Origin of the sequence: Streptomyces sp. NPDC056373 (genome assembly GCF_042262425.1) — a bacterium.
GTDB lineage: Bacteria > Actinomycetota > Actinomycetes > Streptomycetales > Streptomycetaceae > Streptomyces.
The window spans coordinates 343,625-366,705 of the sequence record NZ_JBHJPX010000003.1; the positions used below are offsets into that span (position 1 = coordinate 343,625).

A 23,081-nucleotide genomic window follows, 5' to 3' on the forward strand; every position below is an offset into this window, starting at 1 on the left:
ACGGCGGAGTAAGAAATTCTTGCCGGTTTCCCGGACAACTCTCCCGTGCCGCAGCGGCGTACGCTGAATTTATGGTGCTTCTTCGGGCCAATAGGGGGCATACAGGGCAAGGGTCGTCGGGTGAGCGGAGCACGCCTGTGTTCGTCGACTCCACAGGCAGGCGTGCTCGGTATCTGCGACGCACCGGCTACGGACTGGCCACCGCCGCGGCCACGTACATGGCGGTTCTGGGCCTGAGCCTGATGGGAGCAACTCCCTTCGCCCCGGGGGCCATCCTGCCCGGCGACATCGCCGGACCCGCCGCACCGGCACCCCGCACACCCGGCCGGCCGCCCCAGGCACCCGGCGAGCTTCCCGCGTCCGGCCGCGTGGGTCCCGGCTCCCCGAGCGCCCTGCTCGTTCCGCAAGCCGCCCGACCCGGCGCTCCCGTCGCTCCGCCCCGGTTGCCCGGGGATCCACCGCTCGGCTCACCGGCACGCCCTGACACATCAGAACCGCAAGCACCAACCTCACCTGGGCAGCCCGCGACCCCCGGTGATCCCGCCGCTCCCACTCCCACCCCCGGCACGGGCACCGCCCCCGCGCCCGGCACGGGCACCACCCCCGCATCGCCCCCGCCCGCTCCGCCGACCACAGCCCCCCCGGCGCCCCAGCCCCCGGCGCAGACGCCGCCGGCCGGCTCCCAGCCGCCGGCGCCGGCCCCCAGCCCCGTGGCGCCGTCCGGCTCCACGGCCACCCTCCTGCCCTCCGCGCCATCGGTGGGCGGGGCTTCCTGATGCGGCGGCGCCCGCACCGGTCACCAGGCCGCCCACCGAGGCCGTCCGGCCCGCGGCGGACGCGAGCGCCCCTGCCACCGCGGCACCGGTTCCGCATCGCCGTCCCCGTCGTCCTGCTGGCCTTCCTCGTATCGGTCCTCCTGATCCAGGGGTACACCACGCGGGGCTTCACCGGTGACCAGGAGGCCCGCGCCGGGCGGCCCACCGACGGCGTCCCCCGCGTGATCGCCGGAGGCGGCCCGGTCGTCGACACCACCCGCGACCACCTGCGGACCTACCACCCACCGGCCAAGACCGTCGTGCTGACCTTCGACGACGGCCCCGACCCCGTCTGGACGCCCCGCGTACTGGCGGTTCTCGACCACTACGGCACGCCCGGCACCTTCTTCGTCACCGGGCAACAGACCGTCCGGCACCCGGACGTCCTGCGCCGCGTGATCCGCTCCGGCAACGAGGTCGGTGCGCACACCTTCTCCCACCCGGACCTGGCCACCCGGTCCGCGAGCAGCGTCGACCGCGAGCTCGCGCTGACCCAACTCGCCCTCGCCGGGGCCGCGGGCATCAACACGTCGCTGATACGGATGCCCTACTCCTCGACCACCTCGGCCCTCGACAACCGGGCGTGGACCGTCTCGCGGCGTCTGGGCGAGAAGGGTTACGTCCTGGCTTTCATCGACCAGGACACCAGCGACTGGCGGCGGCCGGGCGCCCGGGCCATCGCCGACGCCGCCATGCCCGAGGCGCCGGCCGGCGGGGTCGTCCTCCTGCACGACGCGGGAGGAGACAGGTCACAGACCGTCGAAGCCCTCGACCGTCTGATCCCCCGGTTGAAGGCCCAGGGGTATCGCTTCACCACTCTCGCCGACCTCGTCGGCACCGACCGTTTCACCAGCCCCGTCGGCTCGGGGGAGTTGTGGCAGGGCCGCATCTTCGTGGCCGCTGTCACCGTGTCGGGGACGGTGGTGTCGGCCCTCGGCGTGCTGCTGCTGGTGGTCGGTTCGCTGGTCCTCGCACGATGCGTGCTCCTGCTCGTGCTGGCCCGCCATCACGCCCGTCGCCACCGGCGCGGGCCCACCGGCGCCCTGCGAGCCGTCACCCGGCCTGTCAGCGTCGTCGTACCCGCCTACGACGAGGAGCTGTGCATCCGCAAGACACTCGTGTCGCTCGCCGCGAGCGACCACCCCGTCGAGATCATCGTCGTGGACGACGGGTCCCACGACGGCACCGCAGACCTCGCGGAGTCCCTCGCCCTGGAGAACGTCACCGTCGTCCGGCAGCCCAACGGCGGCAAACCGTCCGCCCTCGACAACGGCGTCCTGCGGGCCTCGCACGACCTCGTCGTCATGCTGGACGCCGACACCGTCTTCGCCCCCTCGACCGTCGGCCGTCTCGTCCAGCCGTTCGCCGACCCCGGCGTCGGCGCCGTGGCGGGCAACGCCAAGGTCGGCAACCGGCGGCGCCTGCTCGGCCGGTGGCAGCACATCGAGTACGTCATGGGCTTCAACCTCGACCGCCGCATGTACGACCTGCTGCACTGCATGCCCACCATTCCCGGTGCCGTGGGTGCGTTTCGCGTCGAGGCCCTGCGCGACGCCGGGATGGTGAGTGCGGACACCCTCGCCGAGGACACCGACATCACCATGGCCCTGCACCGGGCCGGGTGGGAGATCCGCTACGTGCCGGACGCCCTCGCCTGGACCGAGGCACCGGTCTCCCTGCGGCAACTGTGGCGCCAGCGCTACCGGTGGAGCTACGGCACGATGCAGGCGGCGTGGAAGCACCGGCACGCGCTTGTCGAGCGTGGCCCCGCGGGCCGCTTCGGCCGTCTCGGTCTGCCCTTGCTGGCCGTCTTCCAGATCCTCACCCCGCTGCTCGCGCCGCTGATCGACATACTGGCCCTGTACGGCCTGGTGTTCGGGAACCCGCTCACCACGGTGCTGGCCTGGAGCGGCGTGCTGGCCGTGCAGGCCCTCTGCGCCGCGTACGCCTTCCACCTCGACGGCGAATCGCTCCGGCCCCTGTGGGCGCTGCCGCTCCAGCAGATCGTCTACCGCCAGGTGATGTACCTGGTCCTCCTCCAGGCCTGTCTGACCGCGATCAACGGCTACCGACTGCCCTGGCAGCGGCTCGGCCGCAGCGGAGACGTGATGCTGCCGCCACAGCCCTCCACCCGCGGGCCGTGAACCGGCCGGGGGGCGGGGCGGGCGGTGCGGATCCCTCCTGTGCCGAATGGCCCCTCTGTTCACCGGGGCCGCCCTGTTCACCGGGCCGCCCTGTTCACCGGGGCCACCGGGGCCACCGACGGCACGGCACCGGGGCCATCGGGGCCACTGCGGCCCCGGGGTCACCGACGGCACGGGCACGCTCCGACGCCGCCCCTTGCCGGCGCCCGCTCGCTCGATGGCCCCCGTCGCATCGCACGATCGGGTTGAGTTGGCGCGCCCTCGGGGCCGTCAGCCTTTCTCCCGGGCGCCTCTGCGCTCAGGGTGTGATCATGAAAACTTCCCGACTGCACTCCGTGCACCGTTCGCTCGCGCATTCGGCCGGCGCGACCTTCATCGTCCTCGCGGCAGCCCTGGCCTGGGCTGCTCCCGTCGCGGCCCACACCGCCGCGCTGCCCGACCGCGACCAGGGCCAGGCCTCCTCCTGCCAGACCACCCGCGTGCAGAGGCAGGGTCTCGAAGACATCGTCTGGGGTGTGCTCTTCGGGCCCCAGGGCCTGACGCCGCAGGAGACCCGGTGCGACGACGGCGCAGCGGCGGTCGAGCAGGAAGAGACCAGAGGCGTCATGCGGCCCGTGTTGGCCCCCTGACCTCCTGGCGTGCTGTGCGGCCGAGACGGTGCGGGCGCCCGGCGCCCCTGCCCGGCGGTTCCGGCTACGGCGAGAAAGACCCGGTCTTCCTCGCCGTACCGGCCTCCGACTCGGCCTTCCCTGCACAGAAGGCCGCTGTTCTCGTACGTCAGTGGGAGCGCGCCTGGAGGCGGCGGGTCAGCACGCGCGTGAGAGCGCCGTCGTCCTCGACGACGTCCCGGGTGTGTTCGAACCCGATCCTGCCCAGCAGGCGCAGCGACGCCTTGTTCTCCGCGGCCACGGTGGCGTGCACCTCGGTCAGCCCGAGCGCCTCGAAGCCGTAACCCACGAGCGCCTCCGCCAGCTCGGTGCCGAGGCCACTGCCCCAGACCTCGGGTCCCAGCGCATAGACGATCTCGTGACCACCGGCCTCTTCGGTCCGCTTGATCTCCGCGTGCCCGACCAGAAGCCCCTCACGGCGGACCGCCCACACGTCGAACAGGCGCCCCGCGTACACCTTGCTGAAGATCCGCCCGAACAGCGCCCGGTCCTCCGCCTCGGCGGCAGGCCCGTCTCCCATCCACCGGGACACCCGCGTGTCCTGGAACAGAGCGACGAAGCTCTCCTCGTCGTCCGGCCTGTAGGCGTCGAGCAACAGCCGCGGGGTGCGCAGGGTCGGGGACATGCCGAAGGACATTACGCACGCGCCTCGCGGGGCGGCAATCGACTTTCGTCCGCCCTCAGCGCCGCAGGCTGTAGCTCACCATCGACGCCCCCACCACCGACCCGAACGCCGGCAGCAGAAACTGCGCGAAGGCTTCCCAGCCCCAGACGATCCCCGCGCAAGCCGCCGTGATGTTGATGGCCAGGGACATGATCCACAGGGCGACGCTCTGGGCCTGGGGTGACATCGTTCCTCGTCGTCGGTCGTCGGTCGTCGGTCGTCGGTCGTCGGTCGTCGGTCGTCGGTCGTCGGTCGTCGGTCGTCGTGCGGTGCCGGAGAAAAGGGGAGCGCCGGCGGATCAAGTCGGCTCCGGACCGGGGAGGGGCGGGAATTACGGCAGGGGTGCCGCATTCGGCAGGTGAGGGCCGGGTGTGCTCCCGTTCGGCGCGGAAGTTCCCGGGGCCACGATCGCGCGGTGCCCGGACATCGGAGCCGTCACGAGCAGGGTCAACGTGCTGACGGCGCACAGGCCGACGAGGAGGGTGCCCGCCCTGTACGCGCGCCCGGGGGAGCTCGGGCCTGGGGGACGCATCGGCATCACGGTCGCTCCGGAATCGAGTCCGCCCCCCTTTTTTTCATGGACCCCTGAATTCTTCCATGTGACCGAACCACAAAAAGGGCAGCCTGGATGCTTGAACTGTAAAGTTTCCGGCTCTCTTGTGGACTCAGAGTGAAAGGTGAACCCCCGGCCGCATACTGATCGGTCGCTTCCTGCGAAGGGCCGCTCCGGAAGTCCGACGCCACCGCACTGTCCTACCCGGGCGGTACGGTCGGATCATGACCGATCAGGCGGGGGCCGCCCAGACGGGCGAGCGGCGACTGGCCACGCTGGAGGGCGTACTCGAGCGCATCACGTACGCCAACGAGGAGAACGGCTACACGGTCGCCCGGGTCGACACCGGCAGAGGCGCGGGTGACCTCCTCACGGTCGTCGGTGCCCTGCTCGGCGCGCAGGTCGGCGAGTCCCTGCGCATGGAGGGCCGCTGGGGCTCCCACCCCCAGTACGGCAAGCAGTTCCACGTGGAGAACTACACGACCGTCCTGCCCGCCACCGTCCAGGGCATCCGCCGCTACCTCGGTTCCGGCCTGGTCAAGGGCATCGGCCCGGTCTTCGCCGACCGCATCACCCAGCACTTCGGCATGGACACCCTCCAGGTCATCGAGGAGGAGCCCAAGCGCCTCATCGAGGTCCCCGGCCTCGGCCCCAAGCGGACGAAGAAGATCGCCGACGCCTGGGAGGAGCAGAAGGCCATCAAGGAGGTCATGCTCTTCCTCCAGACCGTCGAGGTGTCCACCTCCATCGCCGTGCGCATCTACAAGAAGTACGGCGACGCCTCCATCTCGGTCGTGAAGAACCAGCCGTACCGGCTCGCCTCCGACGTCTGGGGCATCGGCTTCCTCACCGCCGACAAGATCGCCCGGTCCGTCGGCATCCCGCACGACAGCCCGGAGCGCGTCAAGGCGGGCCTGCAGTACGCGCTGTCCCAGTCCACCGACCAGGGCCACTGCTACCTCCCCGAGGAGCAGCTGATCAAGGACGCTGTCAAACTCCTCCAGGTCGACACGGGCCTGGTCATCGAGTGCCTGGCCGAGCTGGCCGAACCGCCCGAGGACGGCGAGGACCCCGGTGTCGTACGGGAGAAGGTGCCCGGCCCGGACGGCGGAGAGCCCGTCACCGCGATCTACCTCGTCCCCTTCCACCGCGCCGAACTCTCCCTGTCCGCCCAGCTGCTGCGCCTCCTGCGCACCGGCGAGGACCGTATGCCGGGCTTCCGGACCGTGGCGTGGGACAAGGCGCTGCGCTGGCTGAAGGGGCGTACGGGCACCGAGCTCGCCCCCGAGCAGGAGGCCGCCGTCCGGCTGGCGCTGACGGAGAAGGTCGCCGTCCTCACGGGCGGCCCGGGCTGCGGCAAGTCCTTCACCGTCCGCTCGATCGTGGAGCTGGCCCGCGCCAGGAAGGCGAAGGTCGTGCTGGCCGCCCCCACGGGCCGGGCCGCCAAGCGCCTGGCCGAGCTCACCGGCGCCGAGGCCTCCACCGTCCACCGCCTGCTGGAGCTCAAGCCGGGCGGTGACGCGGCCTACGACCGGGACCGCCCGCTGGACGCCGACCTGGTGGTCGTCGACGAGGCCTCCATGCTGGATCTGCTGCTCGCCAACAAGCTCGTCAAGGCCGTCCCGCCGGGGGCGCATCTGCTGTTCGTCGGGGACGTCGACCAGCTGCCCAGCGTCGGCGCGGGGGAGGTGCTCCGCGACCTCCTGGCCGACGGCGGCCCGATCCCCGCGGTCCGGCTCACCCGCGTGTTCCGGCAGGCCCAGCAGTCCGGGGTGGTGACCAACGCGCACCGGATCAATGCCGGCCAACACCCGGTCACGGACGGCATGAAGGACTTCTTCCTCTTCGTCGAGGACGACACCGAGGAGGCCGGCCGGCTCACCGTCGACGTGGCCGCCCGCCGCATTCCGGCCAAGTTCGGCCTGGACCCGCGCCGGGACGTCCAGGTCCTCGCCCCCATGCACCGCGGCCCGGCCGGCGCGGGCACCCTCAACGGCCTGCTCCAGCAAGCCGTCACCCCGGGCCGCCCCGACCTGCCCGAGAAGAGATTCGGCGGACGGGTGTTCCGTGTCGGCGACAAGGTCACCCAGATTCGCAACAATTACGAGAAGGGCAAGAACGGTGTCTTCAACGGCACCGTCGGGGTGGTCACCTCGCTCGACCCGGTCGACCAGCGCCTGACGGTGCTCACCGACGAGGACGAGGAGGTGCCGTACGAGTTCGACGAGCTCGACGAGCTGGCACATGCCTATGCCGTGACGATCCACCGCTCCCAGGGCAGTGAGTACCCGGCGGTCGTCATCCCGGTCACCACGGGCGCCTGGATGATGCTCCAGCGGAACCTGCTCTACACGGCGGTCACCCGGGCCAGGCAGCTGGTCGTCCTCGTCGGTTCGCGCAAGGCGATCGGCCAGGCGGTGCGCACCGTTTCGGCAGGCCGGCGGTGCACGGCACTCGACTTCCGGCTCGGTTCCGCAAAAAATGATCGATCAAATGAGTCGTGAAGGTCACAAGACACTTCCGGAAGGGGAACACAGGGGGCAGGATGAGCAAGTTGGCGGCACTCAGTGCCGTCAATAGGCCCGATGGTCGACCCCGAGTGCACTCTCCTGAGCCAAGTGGGGGATGGTAGAGACAGTCAGGGCAACCTCGAAGATGAGGCACAACGTCGGTGAGGGAAGACGTGAGCGACAACTCTGTAGTACTGCGGTACGGCGACGGCGAGTACACCTACCCGGTGATCGACAGCACCGTCGGTGACAAGGGCTTCGACATCGGAAAGCTCCGCGCCCAGACCGGTCTGGTGACGCTGGACAGCGGTTACGGCAACACGGCCGCGTATAAATCCGCCGTCACGTACCTGGACGGCGAAGCGGGCATCCTGCGGTACCGCGGCTACCCGATCGAGCAGCTGGCCGAGCGCTCCACCTTCCTGGAGGTCGCCTACCTGCTGATCAACGGCGAGCTGCCGACCGTCGACGAGCTCTCGGTGTTCCAGAACGACATCACGCAGCACACCCTGCTGCACGAGGACGTCAAGAACTTCTACAAGGGCTTCCCGCGCGACGCCCACCCGATGGCGATGCTCTCCTCGGTCGTCTCGGCGCTGTCCACGTTCTACCAGGACAGCCACAACCCGTTCGACGAGCGCCAGCGCAACCTCTCCACGATCCGCCTGCTCGCCAAGCTCCCGACGATCGCCGCGTACGCGTACAAGAAGTCGATCGGTCACCCGTTCGTCTACCCGCGCAACGACCTCGGCTACGTCGAGAACTTCCTCCGCATGACCTTCTCGGTCCCGGCGCAGGAGTACGAGCTGGACCCGACCGTGGTCTCCGCGCTCGACAAGCTGCTGATCCTGCACGCGGACCACGAGCAGAACTGTTCGACCTCCACGGTCCGCCTCGTCGGCTCCTCGCAGGCGAACATGTTCGCCTCGATCTCCGCCGGCATCAACGCGCTCTGGGGCCCGCTGCACGGCGGCGCCAACCAGTCCGTGCTGGAGATGCTGGAGGGCATCCGCGACTCCGGCGGCGACGTCGACACCTTCATCCGCAAGGTGAAGAACAAGGAGGACGGCGTCCGCCTGATGGGCTTCGGCCACCGGGTCTACAAGAACTTCGACCCGCGCGCCAAGATCATCAAGGCCGCCGCGCACGACGTGCTGTCCGCTCTCGGCAAGTCCGACGAGCTGCTGGACATCGCCCTGAAGCTGGAGGAGCACGCGCTCTCCGACGACTACTTCGTCCAGCGCAGCCTCTACCCGAACGTCGACTTCTACACGGGTCTGATCTACCGGGCCATGGGCTTCCCGACCGAGATGTTCACGGTCCTGTTCGCCCTCGGCCGGCTGCCGGGCTGGATCGCCCAGTGGCACGAGATGATCAAGGAGCCGGGCTCCCGCATCGGCCGCCCGCGCCAGATCTACACGGGTGTGGTCGAGCGCGACTTCGTGCCCGTCGAGGAGCGCTGAGCGCAGGAGCAGTAGCGCCTCAGGTCCCCGTATCCGCTTGCCGGGTGCGGGGGCTTTTGCGTGATCTCCCACGGGATTCGTGATCCCTCACGTGATTTCTTACGCAATGAAGAAGGCGCCCCGGCGTCGGTCCCCCCACGGGCCGACGTCCAGGGCGCCTTCCCAGTCCCGGTTCGGATTCCCCCCACGGGATCCGGCCGGGCGTCTGTGAGGACAGCGCCTGAATCGCTGTTGAGCAGAACGAGCAGAACTCGTCGTACTGCTGGGTGTGCGCTACTGCTGTGGTGTGCGCTCTGCCGGGACAGCGCACGCCCGGGAGGGCCGCTCAAAGCTTCCCGGCGTACGTGCCCCGGCAACGCTCCCCCAAGCTCTCAACTTCGTTCGAGCAGGGAGGTACCCCCAACTGGAGAAGTCCCCCAAGACATCCCCAGATGTCAGATGGCGCCCCCCAAGACGCTCCCTGACATCGTCAACTTAGACCGTCGAACCCCTCAGATGGTTACGTTCACATCACTGTGATCTGCGTCTCTTGCATATGTCCGTTAGATGCGCAAGAGCCTCGGATATCCCGCCCCGAGGCTCCAGCGTAAGGAAGATGCGCGAGCCTTGTGAAGAGCTTATGTGAGCCGGGCCCGGGACTCCAGAGGGGCTCAAATCACGTTCGCCGTGAACTTAGGTGGAATTCGGGCGACTTCACCGAAATGTCCGCAGTCGCAGACTGTTCGTGACGACGAAGACCGACGAGAAGGCCATCGCGGCCCCCGCGATCATCGGGTTGAGCAGACCCGCGGCGGCCAGCGGGAGCGCGGCCACGTTGTAGCCGAAGGCCCACACCAGGTTGCCCTTGATCGTGGCCAGGGTCCGGCGGGACAGCCGGATCGCGTCCGCCGCCACCCGCAGATCGCCGCGGACCAGGGTCAGATCACCCGCCTCGATCGCCGCGTCCGTGCCGGTGCCCATCGCCAGGCCCAGATCGGCGGCGGCGAGCGCGGCCGCGTCGTTGACGCCGTCGCCCACCATGGCGACGACCCGCCCCTCGGCCTGCAGCCGCCGTACCGCGGCGACCTTGTCCTCGGGCAGGACCTCGGCCACCACCTGCTCGATCCCGACGGCCGCGGCCACCGTCGCGGCCACCGTCCGGTTGTCCCCGGTCAGCAGCACCGGTGTGAGCCCCAGCGCGCGCAGGTCCCGCACGGCTTCGGCGCTGGTCTCCTTGACCGCGTCCGCCACGGCCAGCACGGCCCGCGCCGTCCCGTCCCAGCCGGCCAGGACGGCCGTACGCCCGGACCGCTCGGCCTCGTACCGCGCACGGGCCAGCTCCGTCGGGACGTCGTCGAAGAGCCGCCCGACGGCGACGTCGCGGCCCTCCACGCGCCCGCGTGCGCCCCGCCCGGGGACGTTCACGAAGCCCTCGACGTCCGGGAGTGGACCGGCACTCTCCTCGGCGCCCCGCGCGATCGCCCGGGCCACCGGGTGCTCGGAGGCGTGCTCGACGGCGCCCGCGAGCCGCAGCACCTCCTTCTCGTCGGTGCCCTCGGCGACGTGCACCTCCTGAAGGGTCATCCGGCCGGTCGTGACCGTGCCGGTCTTGTCCAGCACCACGGTGTCCACCCGGCGTGTGGACTCCAGGACCTCGGGGCCCTTGATGAGGATGCCGAGCTGGGCGCCCCGGCCCGTGCCGACCATCAGCGCGGTCGGGGTGGCCAGGCCCAGCGCGCACGGGCAGGCGATGATCAGGACCGCGACGGCGGCCGTGAACGCGGCGACGCCGTCCCCGGTCAGCCCGAGCCACGCCCCGGCCGTCGCGACGGCGATCAGCAGCACCACCGGCACGAAGATCCCCGAGACCCGGTCGGCGAGCCGCTGCACCTCGGCCTTGCCGCTCTGCGCGTCCTCCACCAGCTTCGCCATCCGCGCGAGCCGGGTGTCGGCGCCGACCCGGGTGGCCTCGACGACCAGCCGGCCGCCCGCGTTGACCGTCGCGCCCGTGACCGTGTCCCCGGCCGCCACATCCACCGGCACGGACTCGCCGGTCAGCATCGAGGCGTCGACCGCGGAGGTGCCCTCGACGACCGTGCCGTCGGTGGCGATCTTCTCCCCGGGCCGCACGACGAACCGGTCGCCGACGACGAGGCGCTGCGCCGGGATCCGCACCTCGCGCCCGTCCCGCAGCACGGCCACGTCCTTGGCGCCCAGGTCCATCAGCGCCCGGAGCGCGGCTCCGGCACGGCGCTTGGAGCGGGCCTCCAGCCAGCGGCCCAGCAGGATGAAGGCGGTGACGCCGGAGGCGACCTCCAGGTAGACGGCGGAGGCGCCGTCCCCGCGCGCGACGGTGAACTCGAACGGGTGCCGCATGCCGGGCATGCCCGCGTCACCGAGGAACAGCGCCCACAGGGACCAGCCGAACGCGGCGAGCGTGCCCAGGGAGACCAGTGTGTCCATGGTGGCGGCGCCGTGCCGGGCGTTCGTCCAGGCGGCCCGGTGGAAGGGGAGTCCGCCCCAGACGACGACCGGCGCGGCGAGGGTGAGCGAGAGCCACTGCCAGTCGTCGAACTGCAGGGCCGGGACCATCGCCAGCAGGACGACGGGCAGGGCGAGGGCGGCGCAGACGGTGAGGCGCCGCCGGAGGGCCGACAGCTCGGGGTCCTCCTCGGTGCCGGAGGGCTCCTGTCGCGGGGGTGCGGGCTCCTCGGCGGTGTAGCCGGTCTTCACCACGGTGGCGATCAGATCGGCGACCTCGGTGCCCTCGGGGTAGGCGATCCGTGCCTTCTCCGTCGCGTAGTTGACCGTGGCCGTGACGCCGTCCATGCGGTTGAGCTTCTTCTCGACGCGAGCCGCACAGGAGGCGCAGGTCATCCCGCCGATGAGCAGCTCGACCTCGGCCGGCGCGGGCTCCCGGCCGGTCGGTGCCTTGGCGGTGGTGCTGGTCATGTCCTCACTCCTGGAGATGCAGGGCGCCCGGAAAGCGGGACGGGCCGTACGGGCCGGGGCGGCGGCGTACGGCCCGTACACGGGTACGAGTGCCAGGGTCGGCGCGTCTCAGACCTGGCGGCAGGTGCCGGGTGGACGGGTCTCGGACCTACCTGGCGGCCGGTGCGGGGCCGGCGTGTCTCGGACGTGGCGGCAGGTGCCGGGTGGACGGGTCTCGGACCTACCTGGCGGCCGGTGCAAGGCCGGCGTGTCTCGGACCTGCCGGCCGCCGTACCCGGGTGGTTCAGGCCCGGCCGGCCAGTTCGAAGCCGGCCTCGTCGACGGCGGCGCGCACGGCCTCGTCGTCGATCGGCGTCGCGGAGACGACCGTGACCTCGCCGGTCTTGGCGACGGCCGTCACCGAACTCACGCCGGAGATCTGGGAGATCTCGCCGGAGACCGCGCCCTCGCAGTGTCCGCAGCTCATGCCGCTCACCTTGAAGACGGTGGTGACGGGGCCCGTGGTGTCGGTCTGGGCGGTCATGTCGTTACTCCTCGCAGAGGCAGGTGGGGCTATGGGGTCCGCTGGGGGATCCGCACCACCAACTGTACCCCTAGGGGGTATCAGTGCACGACGCCCCCGCCAGCGGTCGCAGGTATCGCAGAAGGGCCTCTTTCAGCTCCTTGACGTACGCCTCCCGCTCGGCGCCCTCGGCTTCACCAGCCCCGGGTCCATCGAGACGACCCTGCCGGTCCTGATGTTCTGCGTGGCCTTCGGCCTGTCCATGGACTACGGAGTGTTCCTGCTCTCCCGGATCAAGGAAGAGTACGACCACACCGGCGACCACGATCGGGCCGTTCGCCACGGCCTCCAGCGCACCGGCGGGCTGATTTCGGCGGCGGCGGTCATCCTGGCGGTGGTCATGGTGGCGATAGGCACCTCCCGGGGTGACCAACACCAAGATGCTCGGCCTGGGCATCGCCCTGGCGGTCCTGATGGACGCGATGATCGTCCGCAGTCTCCTGGTCCCCGCGGTCATGCGCCTCACGGGCCGCGCCACCTGGTGGGCCCCGGGCCCCCTGCGCCGCTTTCACACGCGCTTCGGCCTCACGGAGGGCGAGCCGGTCTCGGCCGGGGAGCGGGAACCGGCGGGGGATCGGGAACCGGCAGGGGAGCAGGAGACGGCGGCGGGGGAGCAGGGCCCGGCCCGGGACAAGGCAGGGACCCGGGGCTAGCGTTCCCTCCGAGGCGCGACCGGCCGGGGCGCCGGCGACCGGAGCTGGCGTGACCGACCGAGGCACCCGGCCCGGGCGCCGACGACCCGAGGGCGACCGACCCGGGCGCGCGGGCGGTCGGCGTCCCGGACAGGAACGGAAGGCGGGTGGGTCCATGCGGGCCGTGGTGTTCGAGCGGTACGGGGAGACGGCCGAGGTGCGGGAGGTCGCTGACCCGGAGCCCGCGGAGCACGGGGTCGTCGTGCGGGTCGAGGCCACCGGTCTGTGCCGCAGTGACTGGCACGGCTGGCAGGGCCACGACCCGGACATCGCCCTGCCGCACGTGCCCGGGCACGAACTGGCCGGGGTCGTGGAGGCCGTAGGCGCGCGGGTGACCGGATGGCGGCCCGGCGACCGGGTCACCGTGCCGTTCATCTGCGCCTGCGGCACCTGCCCGTCCTGCGCGGCCGGCGATCACCAGGTGTGCGAGCGCCAGACCCAGCCCGGCTTCACCCACTGGGGATCCTTCGCCCAGTACGTGGCGCTGGACCACGCCGACGTGAACCTCGTGGCGCTGCCCGGGGAGCTGTCCTTCGCGACGGCGGCCTCGCTCGGCTGCCGATTCGCCACGGCGTACCGGGCGGTGGTGCAGCAGGGGCGGATCGCGGCAGGAGAGTGGGTCGCGGTGCACGGCTGCGGCGGGGTCGGACTCTCCGCCGTGATGATCGCCGCGGCCTCGGGCGCGCGGGTGGTGGCCGTCGACGTGTCGGCCCGGGCACTGGACCTGGCGCGGGAGTTCGGGGCCGCGCAGTGCCTGGACGCCACGTCCGTGCCGGACACCGCGGCGGCCGTCCGCGACCTCACCGGCGGCGGCGCCCACCTCTCCCTCGACGCCCTCGGCTCGCCCGGCACCTGCGCGGCCTCGGTGAACGGCCTGCGCCGCCGCGGCCGGCACGTCCAGGTCGGCCTGCTGCCCTCGCCGGACGGCACGACACCCGTGCCGATGGCCCGCGCCATCGCCCTGGAGCTCGAACTCCTCGGCAGCCACGGGATGGCCGCGCACAGCTACCCGCCGATGCTGGAGCTGGTCCGCGGCGGTGTGCTGCGCCCCGACCTGCTGGTGACGTCGGCCATCCCGCTGGAGGCGGTCCCCTCCGCGCTGGCGGCGATGGGGACGGCTCCGGGAGCGGGAGCGACGGTCATCGAGCCGTGGAGCTGACGCGCCGGCGGACGGCCGTGGGGCCCCCCCGGGGGGGGGGCGGGGGGGGGGCGGGGGGGGGGGGGGGGGGGGGGCCGGGCGCGGGGTGGGGTCGCTCGGGTCCCCGCGCGTGGCCGGGCCCGCGCCGCGGGCGGGCGGGCCCCCCCGGGGGGGGGGGCCACGGGGCGGGGGGACCGGGTCAGTCCGTTCTTCGGCCGCGGTTGCCGGGCCTGGAGGCGACCCAGGCCCGGACCGTCTCGGCGTACCAGTAGGGCTTGCCGCCCTCGACATGGTCGGGTGGGGGCAGCAGCCCGTGTTTTCGATACGACCGCACGGTGTCCGGCTGTACCCGGATGTGCGCCGCGATCTCCTTGTAGGACCAGAGTCTTCGGTCGGTCATGACGTGCACCTCCCCGCGCGCACCACGGCGGCGACCGTGGACGGCCGTCCGGGGGAGCCGGGCGCAGCGCTGGCGATCAACAAGCCTGTGTCCGGTCAACGACGTCCGGTGAGACCGGGCAGGGCCTGTGCGTCGGGTGTGACGGAAGACCCGCGTACACGCGACATGTGTGACAGGGGAGGAGAGTTTGTGACACAGCCGGGTCAAAGGCGCGTGCCGGTGCGGCGGCGGGGTTCCTTGACTCCGCACCCGGGCCCGCCTCTCCGGCCGACCGGAGAGGCGGGCCGGGACGGGGCGTTGAAGACTCGGAACCGGGGACGCGGGTGCGTACTGGGACGGCGCCGCGTGGAAAGCGCTGTCATGATCTGGTCCGAATGTCTGGACAAAACATTGACAGGGCGTCGAGAGGGGGCTACAAAACCGGGGAGAGCCGAGCATCGAGGGGACACCGATGACGTACGACCTGATCACCATGGGGCGGATCGGAGTGGATCTGTATCCGCTCCAGACCGGCGTCCCGCTGCCGCAGGTCACGTCCTTCGGAAAGTTCCTCGGCGGTTCGGCGAGCAACGTCGCGGTCGCGGCGGCCCGTCTGGGGCGGCGGACGGCGGTGATCACCCGCACCGGCGACGACCCCTTCGGCACCTATCTCCACCAGGCCCTGAGGGACTTCGGCGTGGACGACCGCTGGGTCACCCCGGTCCCCGGCCTGCCCACCCCGGTCACCTTCTGCGAGGTCTTCCCGCCCGACGACTTCCCGCTGTACTTCTACCGCCGGCCCAAGGCCCCCGACCTGGAGATCGACGCCCACGAGCTCGACCTCGACGCCGTCCGTGACGCCCGCGTCTTCTGGGTCACGGGCACGGGCCTGAGCGAGGAGCCCAGCCGTACGGCGACCCTCGCGGCCCTCGCCCACCGCGCCAAGTCCGGCACGACGGTCTTCGACCTGGACTGGCGCCCGATGTTCTGGACCGACCCCGACGCGGCCCGCCCCTTCTACGCGGAGGCCCTGCGGCACACCACCGTCGCCGTCGGCAACCTCGACGAGGTGGAGGTCGCCACGGGCGTGCGCGAACCCCACGCCGCAGCCCGTGCCCTCCTCGACGCGGGCGTCGAACTCGCCGTCGTCAAGCAGGGCCCCAAGGGCGTCCTCGCCGTGCACCGCGACGGCGAGAGCGCCGAGGTCCCGCCCCTGCCGGTGAACGTCCTCAACGGCCTCGGCGCCGGCGACGCCTTCGGCGGCTCCCTCGTCCACGGTCTGCTGGCCGGCTGGGACCTGGAGAAGACCATGCGGCACGCCAACGCCGCCGGCGCCATCGTCGCCTCCCGCCTGGAGTGCTCCTCCGCGATGCCCACGCCGGACGAGATCGAGGCGGCCGTCACCGCGGGGGCCGTCCGGTGACCGTCGACATCTCCGAGCTCGTCCACCTGCGCAGCCACCGCCCGGAGGCGATCGCCGAGGCCGCCGCCCACCGCACCCGACGGCCGCTGCTGAACACGAGCGGCCGCCTGATGATCATCGCGGCCGATCACCCGGCCCGCGGTGCCCTCGGAGCAGGCGGCCGCAGCATGGCCATGGCCAACCGCGCCGACCTCCTCGAACGCCTCTGTCTGGCGCTGTCCCGCCCGGGCGTCGACGGTGTCCTCGCCACCGCCGACATCCTCGACGACCTGCTCCTGCTCGGTGCCCTCGAGGGCAAGGTCGTCCTCGGCTCGATGAACCGCGGCGGCCTCCAGGGCGCCCGCTTCGAACTCGACGACCGTTTCACCGGCCACCGCCCCGAGGACATCGAGCGCCTGGGCTTCGACGCGGGCAAGCTGCTCCTGCGCATCGACTACGACGACCCGGGCTCCCTCACCACGATGGAGTCCACCGCCCGCGCGATCGACGACATGGCGGCGCGCCGACTTCCGGTCTTCGTCGAGCCGTTCCTCAGCCACCGCACCCCCGAGGGCAAGGTCAGGAACGACCTCTCCGCCGAGGCCGTCACCAAGTCGATCGCCATCGCCTCGGGTCTGGGCGGCAGTTCCGCCTACACCTGGCTGAAGGTGCCGGTCACCGAGAACCCCGACGACATGGCCGAGGTCATGGCGACCTCCACCCTGCCCGCCGTGCTGCTCGGCGGGGAGGTCGGGGGCTCCGCCGAGGAGCAGGCCGGGGCGTACGAGAAGTGGCGCGGCGCCCTGCGACTGCCCACCGTGCGGGGGCTGGTGGTCGGCCGCTCGCTGCTGTATCCGGCGGACGGCGATGTGGCCGCCGCCGTGGACATCGCCGTCGGACTGCTGTGAGGGCCGCGTCATGACCACCCACGCCTTCACCCGGGTCCACGGCACGAAAGACCGGGGACGCCCTCTTCCGGGCGGTGGCGCGGAAGTCCGGCCGTTCCCTCTCCCGGGCAGGTCCCGGGCCCAGATCGCCTCCGGCGCGGGAAGCCGCTTTGCTTTGGCAGGAGCGAAGTGCGAGCGACAACTCCCCGCCCGCTACGGCCCCGCGCCGGAGGTCTCCCTGAGGGCCACACGCCCTCGCCCTGTGAACGCCCGCCGCGGGCGGCGCGTATCCGTGACGACCCCGAGGGAGGGACACCGATGACCTCGACGACGAGGCTGACGGTCGCACAGGCGCTCGTGCGCTTCCTGTCGGCCCAGTACACCGAACGCGACGGCGTCCGGCAGCGTCTCATCGGCGCCACCTGGGGCATCTTCGGCCACGGCAACGTCGCCGGCATCGGCCAGGCCCTCCTCGAACACGCCGAGGAGATGCCCTACCACCAGGGCCGCAACGAACAGGCCATGGTGCACGCGGCCGTCGGCTACGCCCGCCAGTCGAACCGCCTGTCCACCCACGCGGTGACGACCTCCATCGGCCCGGGCGCCACCAACCTCGTCACGGGCGCCGCCCTCGCGACCATCAACCACCTGCCGGTGCTGCTCCTGCCCGGCGACGTCTTCGCGACCCGGCCCGCCGACCCGGTCCTGCAGCAGCTCGAAGTGCCGTACGCGGGCGACGTGTCGGTCAACGACTGCCTGCGCCCGGTGTCGAAGTACTTCGACCGGATCACCCGGCCCGAGGCCCTGATCCCCTCCGCGCTGAACGCGATGCGCGTCCTCACCGACCCGGTCGAGACCGGCGCCGTCACCCTCGCCCTGCCCCAGGACGTGCAGGCCGAGGCGTACGACTGGCCCGAGGAGTTCTTCGCCGAGCGCGTCTGGACCGTACGGCGGCCCGGCGCCGACCCGGCGGAACTGGCCGAGGCGGTACGGGTCATCCGCTCGGCGAAGAGGCCCCTGGTCATCGCGGGCGGCGGCGTCCATCACAGCCGCGCCGAGGAGGCCCTCGCCGAGTTCGCCGGGGCGACGGGCGTCCCGGTCGCCTCCACCCAGGCGGGCAAGGGCTCCCTGCGTCACGACCACCCCCAGGACGTCGGCGGCGTCGGCCACACCGGCACCGCCACCGCGGACGAACTCGCCCGCACCGCCGACCTGGTGATCGGCGTCGGCACCCGCTACACCGACTTCACCACCGCCTCCGGCACGCTGTTCGGCAACCCGGACGTCCGGTTCCTCAACCTCAACATCGCGCCCTACGACGGCCACAAGCTGGCCGGGCAGCCCCTGGTCGCCGACGCCCGCAGCGGCCTGCAGGAGCTCACCGACGCCCTCCGGCTGCACGCGCACCGGGTCGCCGGCACCTACGCCACCGAGTACACCGAGGACAAGGAACGCTGGGAGCAGCGCGTCGACGCCTGCTACGAGGTGGACGAACCCGACACCCGTCCGACCCAGCCCCAGGTCCTCGGCGCCCTGGACGAGATCGCCGACGCCTCGGACATCCTGATCAACGCCGCCGGCTCCCTACCCGGCGACCTGCACAAACTGTGGCGGACCCGGTCCCGCGACCAGTACCACCTGGAGTACGGCTACTCCTGCATGGGCTACGAGATCCCGGCCGCCATCGGCGTCAAGATGGCCGCCCCGGACCGGCCCGTGTGGGCGCTGGTCGGCGACGGGACGTACCTGATGATGCCGACGGAGATCGTGACGGCCGTGCAGGAGGGCATCGCGATCAAAATCCTGATCGTCCAGAACCACGGCTACGCGTCCATCGGCGGCCTGTCGGAGTCGGTGGGCGGCGAGCGGTTCGGCACCGCCTACCGCTTCCCGGCCGAGGACGGCTCGTACAGCGGGGCACCGCTGCCCGTCGACCTCGCCGCCAACGCGGCCAGCCTCGGCATGCGCGTCCTGCGCGCGAAGACCGTCCGGGACCTGCGCGAGGCCCTCGCCGAGGCCCGGGCGGCCGACACTCCCACATGTGTCTACGTCGAGACCCAAACGGCAGACACAGTGTCGGGCGCGCCTCCCGCGCAGGCCTGGTGGGATGTACCCGTGGCCGAGACCGCGACACGGCCGTCCGCGGTCAAGGCACGTGAGCTGTACGAACGGCACGTCTCCACCCGACGCCGCCATCTGTGAAGGAGTTCCCGGCCATGACGAAGATCGTCAACCACTGGATCGGCGGCAAGACCGTCGAAGGCGCCTCGGGCACGCACGGGCCGGTGACCGATCCGGCGACCGGCGAGGTGACGACGAAGGTCGCGTTCGCCTCGGTCGACGAGGTGGACGCGGCGGTCGCCGCCGCCAAGGAGGCCTACCTGACCTGGGGCCAGTCCTCGCTGGCCCAGCGCACCTCGATCCTGTTCAAGTTCCGCGCCCTGCTGGACGCCAACCGGGACGCGATCGCCGAGCTGATCACCGCCGAGCACGGCAAGGTCCACTCCGACGCCCTCGGCGAGGTCGCGCGCGGCCTGGAGATCGTCGACCTGGCCTGCGGCATCAGCGTGCAGCTGAAGGGCGAGCTGTCCACGCAGGTCGCCAGCCGCGTCGACGTGTCCTCCATCCGCCAGCCGCTCGGTGTCGTCGCCGGCATCACGCCGTTCAACTTCCCGGCGATGGTGCCGATGTGGATGTTCCCCATCGCCATCGCGTGCGGCAACACCTTCGTGCTGAAGCCGTCCGAGAAGGACCCCTCGGCCTCGCTGAAGATCGCCGAGCTGCTGTCCGAGGCGGGCCTGCCCGACGGCGTCTTCAACGTCGTCCACGGCGACAAGGTGGCCGTGGACCGTCTCCTGGAGCACCCGGACGTCAAGGCCGTCTCCTTCGTGGGCTCGACCCCGATCGCCCGCTACATCCACACCACCGCCTCCGCCAACGGCAAGCGCGTCCAGGCCCTGGGCGGCGCCAAGAACCACATGCTGGTCCTGCCCGACGCCGACCTCGACGCGGCCGCCGACGCGGCGGTGAGCGCCGCCTACGGCTCGGCGGGCGAGCGGTGCATGGCCATCTCCGCGGTCGTCGCCGTCGGTTCGATCGGCGACGAGCTGGTGGAGAAGATCCGCGAGCGCGCCGAGAAGATCAAGATCGGCCCGGGCAACGACCCGGCCTCCGAGATGGGCCCGCTCATCACCAGGGTCCACCGCGACAAGGTCGCCTCCTACGTCGAGGGCGCCGCGGCCGAGGGCTGCGAGGTCGTCCTGGACGGCACCGGCTTCACGGTCGACGGCTTCGAGGACGGCCACTGGATCGGCATCTCGCTGCTCGACAAGGTGCCCACCTCCGCGAAGGCCTACCAGGACGAGATCTTCGGCCCGGTGCTGACCGTGCTGCGCACCGAGACCTACGAGGAGGCCCTCGACCTGATCAACGCCTCCCCGTTCGGCAACGGCACCGCGATCTTCACCCGGGACGGCGGCGCGGCCCGCCGCTTCCAGCTGGAGGTCGAAGCCGGCATGGTCGGCGTGAACGTCCCGATCCCGGTCCCCGTCGGCTACCACTCCTTCGGCGGCTGGAAGGACTCGCTCTTCGGCGACCACCACATCTACGGCAACGACGGCACGCACTTCTACACCCGCGGCAAGGTCGTCACCACCCGCTGGCCGGACCCGGCCGACGCCCCCGCGGGCGTGGACCTGGGCTTCCCGCGCAACCACTGACCGCTACCGGCCACTCCTCCATGGGCGAGCGTCCGCCCATGGAGACTGTGGGCATGCACACACCGATGCACCCCCCCACGGAAACCCCCACGACGCTGGGCGAGCAGCTCCTGCTCCTCTCCCTGGACGACGAGTCCGGCGCGGCGAAGGAGACGGCGAAGGTGGCGCCGGCGATCTCCGCTGCCTTACTGGTGGAGCTGGCGCTGGCCGGCCGGATCGAGGTGAGCGACGACAAGGTGACGGTCGTCGACGCCACGCCGCTGGGCGAATCCGCCCTGGACAGGGCGCTCGCCGACATCGCCGGCCGGGACAAGCCGGGCAGGACCAGGGACTGGATCACCCGGCTGAAGACGGACGCGGCGGCCTGGGCGAACCGGGGCCTGATCGAGAAGGGCCTGGTCCGGGAGGAGAAGAAGAAGGTGCTCGGCCTCTTCTCCGTGCGCCGCTATCCCGAGGCGGACGGTTCGGCGGAGGCGGCGGTGCGGCGGCGGCTCGACGAGGTCGTCCTTCGAGGAGCGACGCCGGACGAGCGTACGGCGTGCCTGGTGGCCCTGCTGCACGGCGCGAAGCTGCACCGGCTGGCTTTCCCGGACGCCGACGCGCGCGCGAGCCGGGACGCCATGGAGGCGATCGCCCACGGCCAGTGGTCCGCGGCGGCGGTGCGCCAGGTCGTGCGCGCGGCGGAGGAGACGCTGGCGGTGTTGGTCGCCGTGACGGCGACCACGACGATCGTCGCCGGCAACTGACCGTGGCGCTCCGCGCAGAGCCCGCAGCCGGGAGCTGACGCCGGCGGTTCGCGCAGAGCCCGCAGCCGGGAGCTGACGCCGGCGGTTCGCGCAGAGCCCGCAGCCGGCAACTGACGGCGGCGCTCCGCGCAAGCCCGCAGCCGGCAGCTGACGGCGGCGGTCCGCGCAGAGCTCGCAGCCGGCAGCCGTGGGCCCCTCCCCGTTCTCCCGGGGAGGCGCCCGCTCGGCTTCGGGCCGTCGACCGCCGGTCGCGTCAGATGTACCGGATCGGGCTGCAGTCGGTGTGCTGCGTGTCGCGGCAGATCTTCAGCCAGGTGGTCCCCAGGCCGCCCGGCTTCTGGAAGCGGACCGGGACGGAACCCGCGCCGCACTGCGTGCCCGTCTTGAACGGCGGCCCGGGTGTCAGGTCCACCATCCACTGGATCCAGAGTGTGTAGCACCCGGAGCCGGTGTTGCGGAGTTCTCCCTCGACGGCGGTGTCGGGATGGAGCCCTCCCGAGTCCACGGACCGGGTCGTTCCCGAGGCTGTGGCCGTCGCGTGGGAGACGGACCACCCTTGTGCCGCCTGGGCGGTCGTGCCGTGGGCGGAGAGCGCCAGGGCGAGCAGCGCGGCGCCCGCCAGAGATCTCATCGTGCGTGACATGGGTCCGATCCGTTCTGATGTGCCGGATGTCCGGAGGACGTCTTCGAGAGGGCGCCCTCGGCGGGAGGCCGGGGCGTGGGCCGGTGAAGACCGGGAGTGCCGTCCTCGCTGAGTGCTTCCGCCAGCAGGTCGCAGTAGTGCCGCAGGTCCTCGTGCCAGCCGACGAACGACGCGAAGTCCCGCATGTGGACGGCCAGACGCAGCGTGGCCGCGCGTGCGGTGCCCGGCGGGACGGCGGCGCTGCCGTCGCCGCCCGTGTAACCGCCGAGCAGGGCGTGGGCCGCGGCCGGGTAGTCGACCGGCGGACCCTTTCCGGCGGAGCCGAGGCCGCGGGCGGCGGCGGCGCGCAGTTCGTGCAACTCGCCGAGGGCCCAGCCGAGATCGAGGGCCGGGTCGCCGCCGGTGACCTCCTCGCCGGTGAGCAGTGCGGTGTGGCCACCGGTGGTGGAGGGGACCAGCCAGCCGGTGCTGGGAGCCCCGTGCAGCAGGACCGCGCCGCCGCCGGGTGGCTCGTCCGCGGCCCCGGACCAGTCCGTGAGCCGGGCCCACAGCGAGGGACCGAGCCGGGTTCGGGCCAGCGTGCGCAGCCGGGACGTTCCTGGAGCGTCCTCCTCTCCACAGAGCCAGGTCGTGAGCCGTCGCACTCCCGGGTGGGGAGGCCGCTCCGGGAGGTCCCACGGCTGCTGGTGCAGCATGCGCAGGGTCCTGCCCAGATCCGCCAGCGCATCGAGCGAGAGCCGGAAGGCGGTGTCGTCGCCCGAGGGCAGCAGGCGCGCCACCGAGACGGCGCCGGGCACGCGGTAGAGCACGCCCGCGTCCGGTGCGGCCGCCCCGCCGCGCGCGCAGCGGCCACCGGCCGGTTCGCCCAGGGCGAGCCGGGCGCCGCGTGGCGCCCCGGCGGTGCCCGGGGCGGCTCCGGTCCCGGCACCGGCCGCGGCCGAAGCGACGGCCTCGTCCACGCGGCGCAGTGCCGCCTCGACGGCCGCAGGGGGCAGGCGCTGCGGGACGGTGTGGGCGGGGCCCGGGGCGCGCAGCCAGCTGAATCCCGCGTCCCCGTGGTACCGCACGGTGATCCGCAGATAGCGGGTCCCGTACTCACGTACGGTCACGGGCTCCGTGCCGGGGGACGGTCCGGTGGCCGGTGGCCCCACGGGCGCGGCCGGCT

17 protein-coding genes and 2 pseudogenes are annotated in these 23,081 nt (G+C 72.0%); 12 read left to right on the forward strand and 7 right to left on the reverse strand.

Annotated features, from left to right (window positions below; all coding sequences use genetic code 11):
- Positions 1–775: 775 nt before the first annotated feature.
- Together ACFCXS_RS08370 and ACFCXS_RS08375 are read left to right on the forward strand one after the other, a co-directional pair.
- Complete coding sequence (locus ACFCXS_RS08370; protein ID WP_376642258.1) at positions 776–2,959, forward strand: bifunctional polysaccharide deacetylase/glycosyltransferase family 2 protein; 2,184 nt, start codon at positions 776–778, stop codon at positions 2,957–2,959.
- A gap of 311 nt (positions 2,960–3,270) precedes the next feature.
- Complete coding sequence (locus ACFCXS_RS08375; RefSeq protein WP_376642259.1) at positions 3,271–3,588, forward strand: hypothetical protein; 318 nt, start codon at positions 3,271–3,273, stop codon at positions 3,586–3,588.
- 148 nt (positions 3,589–3,736) lie between these two features.
- On the opposite strand, the gene ACFCXS_RS08380 is transcribed toward ACFCXS_RS08375, so the two are convergent.
- Positions 3,737–4,252: a GNAT family N-acetyltransferase gene (locus ACFCXS_RS08380; protein WP_376642260.1), complete on the reverse strand. Its 516-nt coding sequence runs from the start codon at positions 4,250–4,252 to the stop codon at positions 3,737–3,739.
- A 55-nt stretch (positions 4,253–4,307) separates the two neighbouring features.
- Positions 4,308–4,478, reverse strand: coding sequence for a hypothetical protein (locus ACFCXS_RS08385; RefSeq protein WP_157851227.1), 171 nt, complete (start codon positions 4,476–4,478; stop codon positions 4,308–4,310).
- A 590-nt stretch (positions 4,479–5,068) separates the two neighbouring features.
- Here ACFCXS_RS08385 and ACFCXS_RS08390 point away from each other — a divergent pair.
- The gene (locus ACFCXS_RS08390) at positions 5,069–7,348 is read left to right on the forward strand and encodes an ATP-dependent RecD-like DNA helicase (protein WP_376642261.1); all 2,280 of its coding nucleotides are present in this window, start codon (positions 5,069–5,071) and stop codon (positions 7,346–7,348) included.
- A 179-nt stretch (positions 7,349–7,527) separates the two neighbouring features.
- A complete protein-coding gene (locus ACFCXS_RS08395; protein WP_189588784.1) occupies positions 7,528–8,817 on the forward strand; it encodes a citrate synthase in 1,290 nt (429 codons plus the stop codon).
- A gap of 693 nt (positions 8,818–9,510) precedes the next feature.
- On the opposite strand, the gene ACFCXS_RS08400 is transcribed toward ACFCXS_RS08395, so the two are convergent.
- Together ACFCXS_RS08400 and ACFCXS_RS08405 are read right to left on the reverse strand one after the other, a co-directional pair.
- The gene (locus tag ACFCXS_RS08400; protein WP_376642262.1) at positions 9,511–11,748 is read right to left on the reverse strand and encodes a heavy metal translocating P-type ATPase; all 2,238 of its coding nucleotides are present in this window, start codon (positions 11,746–11,748) and stop codon (positions 9,511–9,513) included.
- Between the two features lie 283 nt (positions 11,749–12,031).
- On the reverse strand, positions 12,032–12,271 hold the full coding sequence (locus ACFCXS_RS08405; protein WP_362233182.1) for a heavy-metal-associated domain-containing protein: 240 nt from the start codon (positions 12,269–12,271) through the stop codon (positions 12,032–12,034).
- Between the two features lie 160 nt (positions 12,272–12,431).
- Here ACFCXS_RS08405 and ACFCXS_RS08410 point away from each other — a divergent pair.
- Both ACFCXS_RS08410 and ACFCXS_RS08415 read left to right on the forward strand, forming a co-directional pair.
- Positions 12,432–12,963: pseudogene (locus tag ACFCXS_RS08410) on the forward strand (MMPL family transporter); the annotation flags it as partial.
- Between the two features lie 154 nt (positions 12,964–13,117).
- Positions 13,118–14,161, forward strand: coding sequence for a zinc-dependent alcohol dehydrogenase family protein (locus ACFCXS_RS08415; RefSeq protein WP_376642263.1), 1,044 nt, complete (start codon positions 13,118–13,120; stop codon positions 14,159–14,161).
- A 178-nt stretch (positions 14,162–14,339) separates the two neighbouring features.
- Here ACFCXS_RS08415 and ACFCXS_RS08420 read toward each other — a convergent pair whose 3' ends face one another.
- Positions 14,340–14,540: a helix-turn-helix transcriptional regulator gene (locus tag ACFCXS_RS08420; protein ID WP_376642264.1), complete on the reverse strand. Its 201-nt coding sequence runs from the start codon at positions 14,538–14,540 to the stop codon at positions 14,340–14,342.
- A gap of 451 nt (positions 14,541–14,991) precedes the next feature.
- On the opposite strand from ACFCXS_RS08420, the gene iolC reads away from it, so the two are divergent.
- From iolC to ACFCXS_RS08450, 6 genes and pseudogenes are all read left to right on the forward strand, one after another.
- Positions 14,992–15,942 carry a 5-dehydro-2-deoxygluconokinase gene (gene iolC / locus ACFCXS_RS08425; protein WP_376642265.1) on the forward strand — a complete coding sequence of 317 codons (951 nt, stop codon included), beginning with the start codon at positions 14,992–14,994 and terminating at the stop codon, positions 15,940–15,942.
- On the forward strand, positions 15,939–16,829 hold the full coding sequence (locus ACFCXS_RS08430) for a deoxyribose-phosphate aldolase (RefSeq protein WP_376642266.1): 891 nt from the start codon (positions 15,939–15,941) through the stop codon (positions 16,827–16,829). The genes iolC and ACFCXS_RS08430 overlap by 4 nt, the downstream gene beginning before the upstream one ends.
- Positions 16,830–16,929: 100 nt before the next feature.
- A pseudogene (locus ACFCXS_RS08435) lies at positions 16,930–17,043 on the forward strand (5-deoxy-glucuronate isomerase); the annotation flags it as partial.
- Between the two features lie 83 nt (positions 17,044–17,126).
- On the forward strand, positions 17,127–19,010 hold the full coding sequence (iolD, locus tag ACFCXS_RS08440; protein WP_376642267.1) for a 3D-(3,5/4)-trihydroxycyclohexane-1,2-dione acylhydrolase (decyclizing): 1,884 nt from the start codon (positions 17,127–17,129) through the stop codon (positions 19,008–19,010).
- A 14-nt stretch (positions 19,011–19,024) separates the two neighbouring features.
- Positions 19,025–20,527: a CoA-acylating methylmalonate-semialdehyde dehydrogenase gene (gene mmsA / locus ACFCXS_RS08445; protein ID WP_376642268.1), complete on the forward strand. Its 1,503-nt coding sequence runs from the start codon at positions 19,025–19,027 to the stop codon at positions 20,525–20,527.
- A gap of 53 nt (positions 20,528–20,580) precedes the next feature.
- Positions 20,581–21,273 (forward strand): GPP34 family phosphoprotein, encoded by a 693-nt coding sequence (locus ACFCXS_RS08450; protein WP_376642269.1) that lies wholly within the window; start codon positions 20,581–20,583, stop codon positions 21,271–21,273.
- A 253-nt stretch (positions 21,274–21,526) separates the two neighbouring features.
- On the opposite strand, the gene ACFCXS_RS08455 is transcribed toward ACFCXS_RS08450, so the two are convergent.
- Positions 21,527–21,916 (reverse strand): hypothetical protein, encoded by a 390-nt coding sequence (locus ACFCXS_RS08455; protein WP_376642270.1) that lies wholly within the window; start codon positions 21,914–21,916, stop codon positions 21,527–21,529.
- Positions 21,901–23,025, reverse strand: a complete 1,125-nt coding sequence (locus tag ACFCXS_RS08460) for a hypothetical protein (protein WP_376642271.1) — start codon at positions 23,023–23,025, stop codon at positions 21,901–21,903. Before ACFCXS_RS08460 ends, ACFCXS_RS08455 begins: the two co-directional genes overlap by 16 nt.
- Positions 23,026–23,081: the final 56 nt, after the last annotated feature.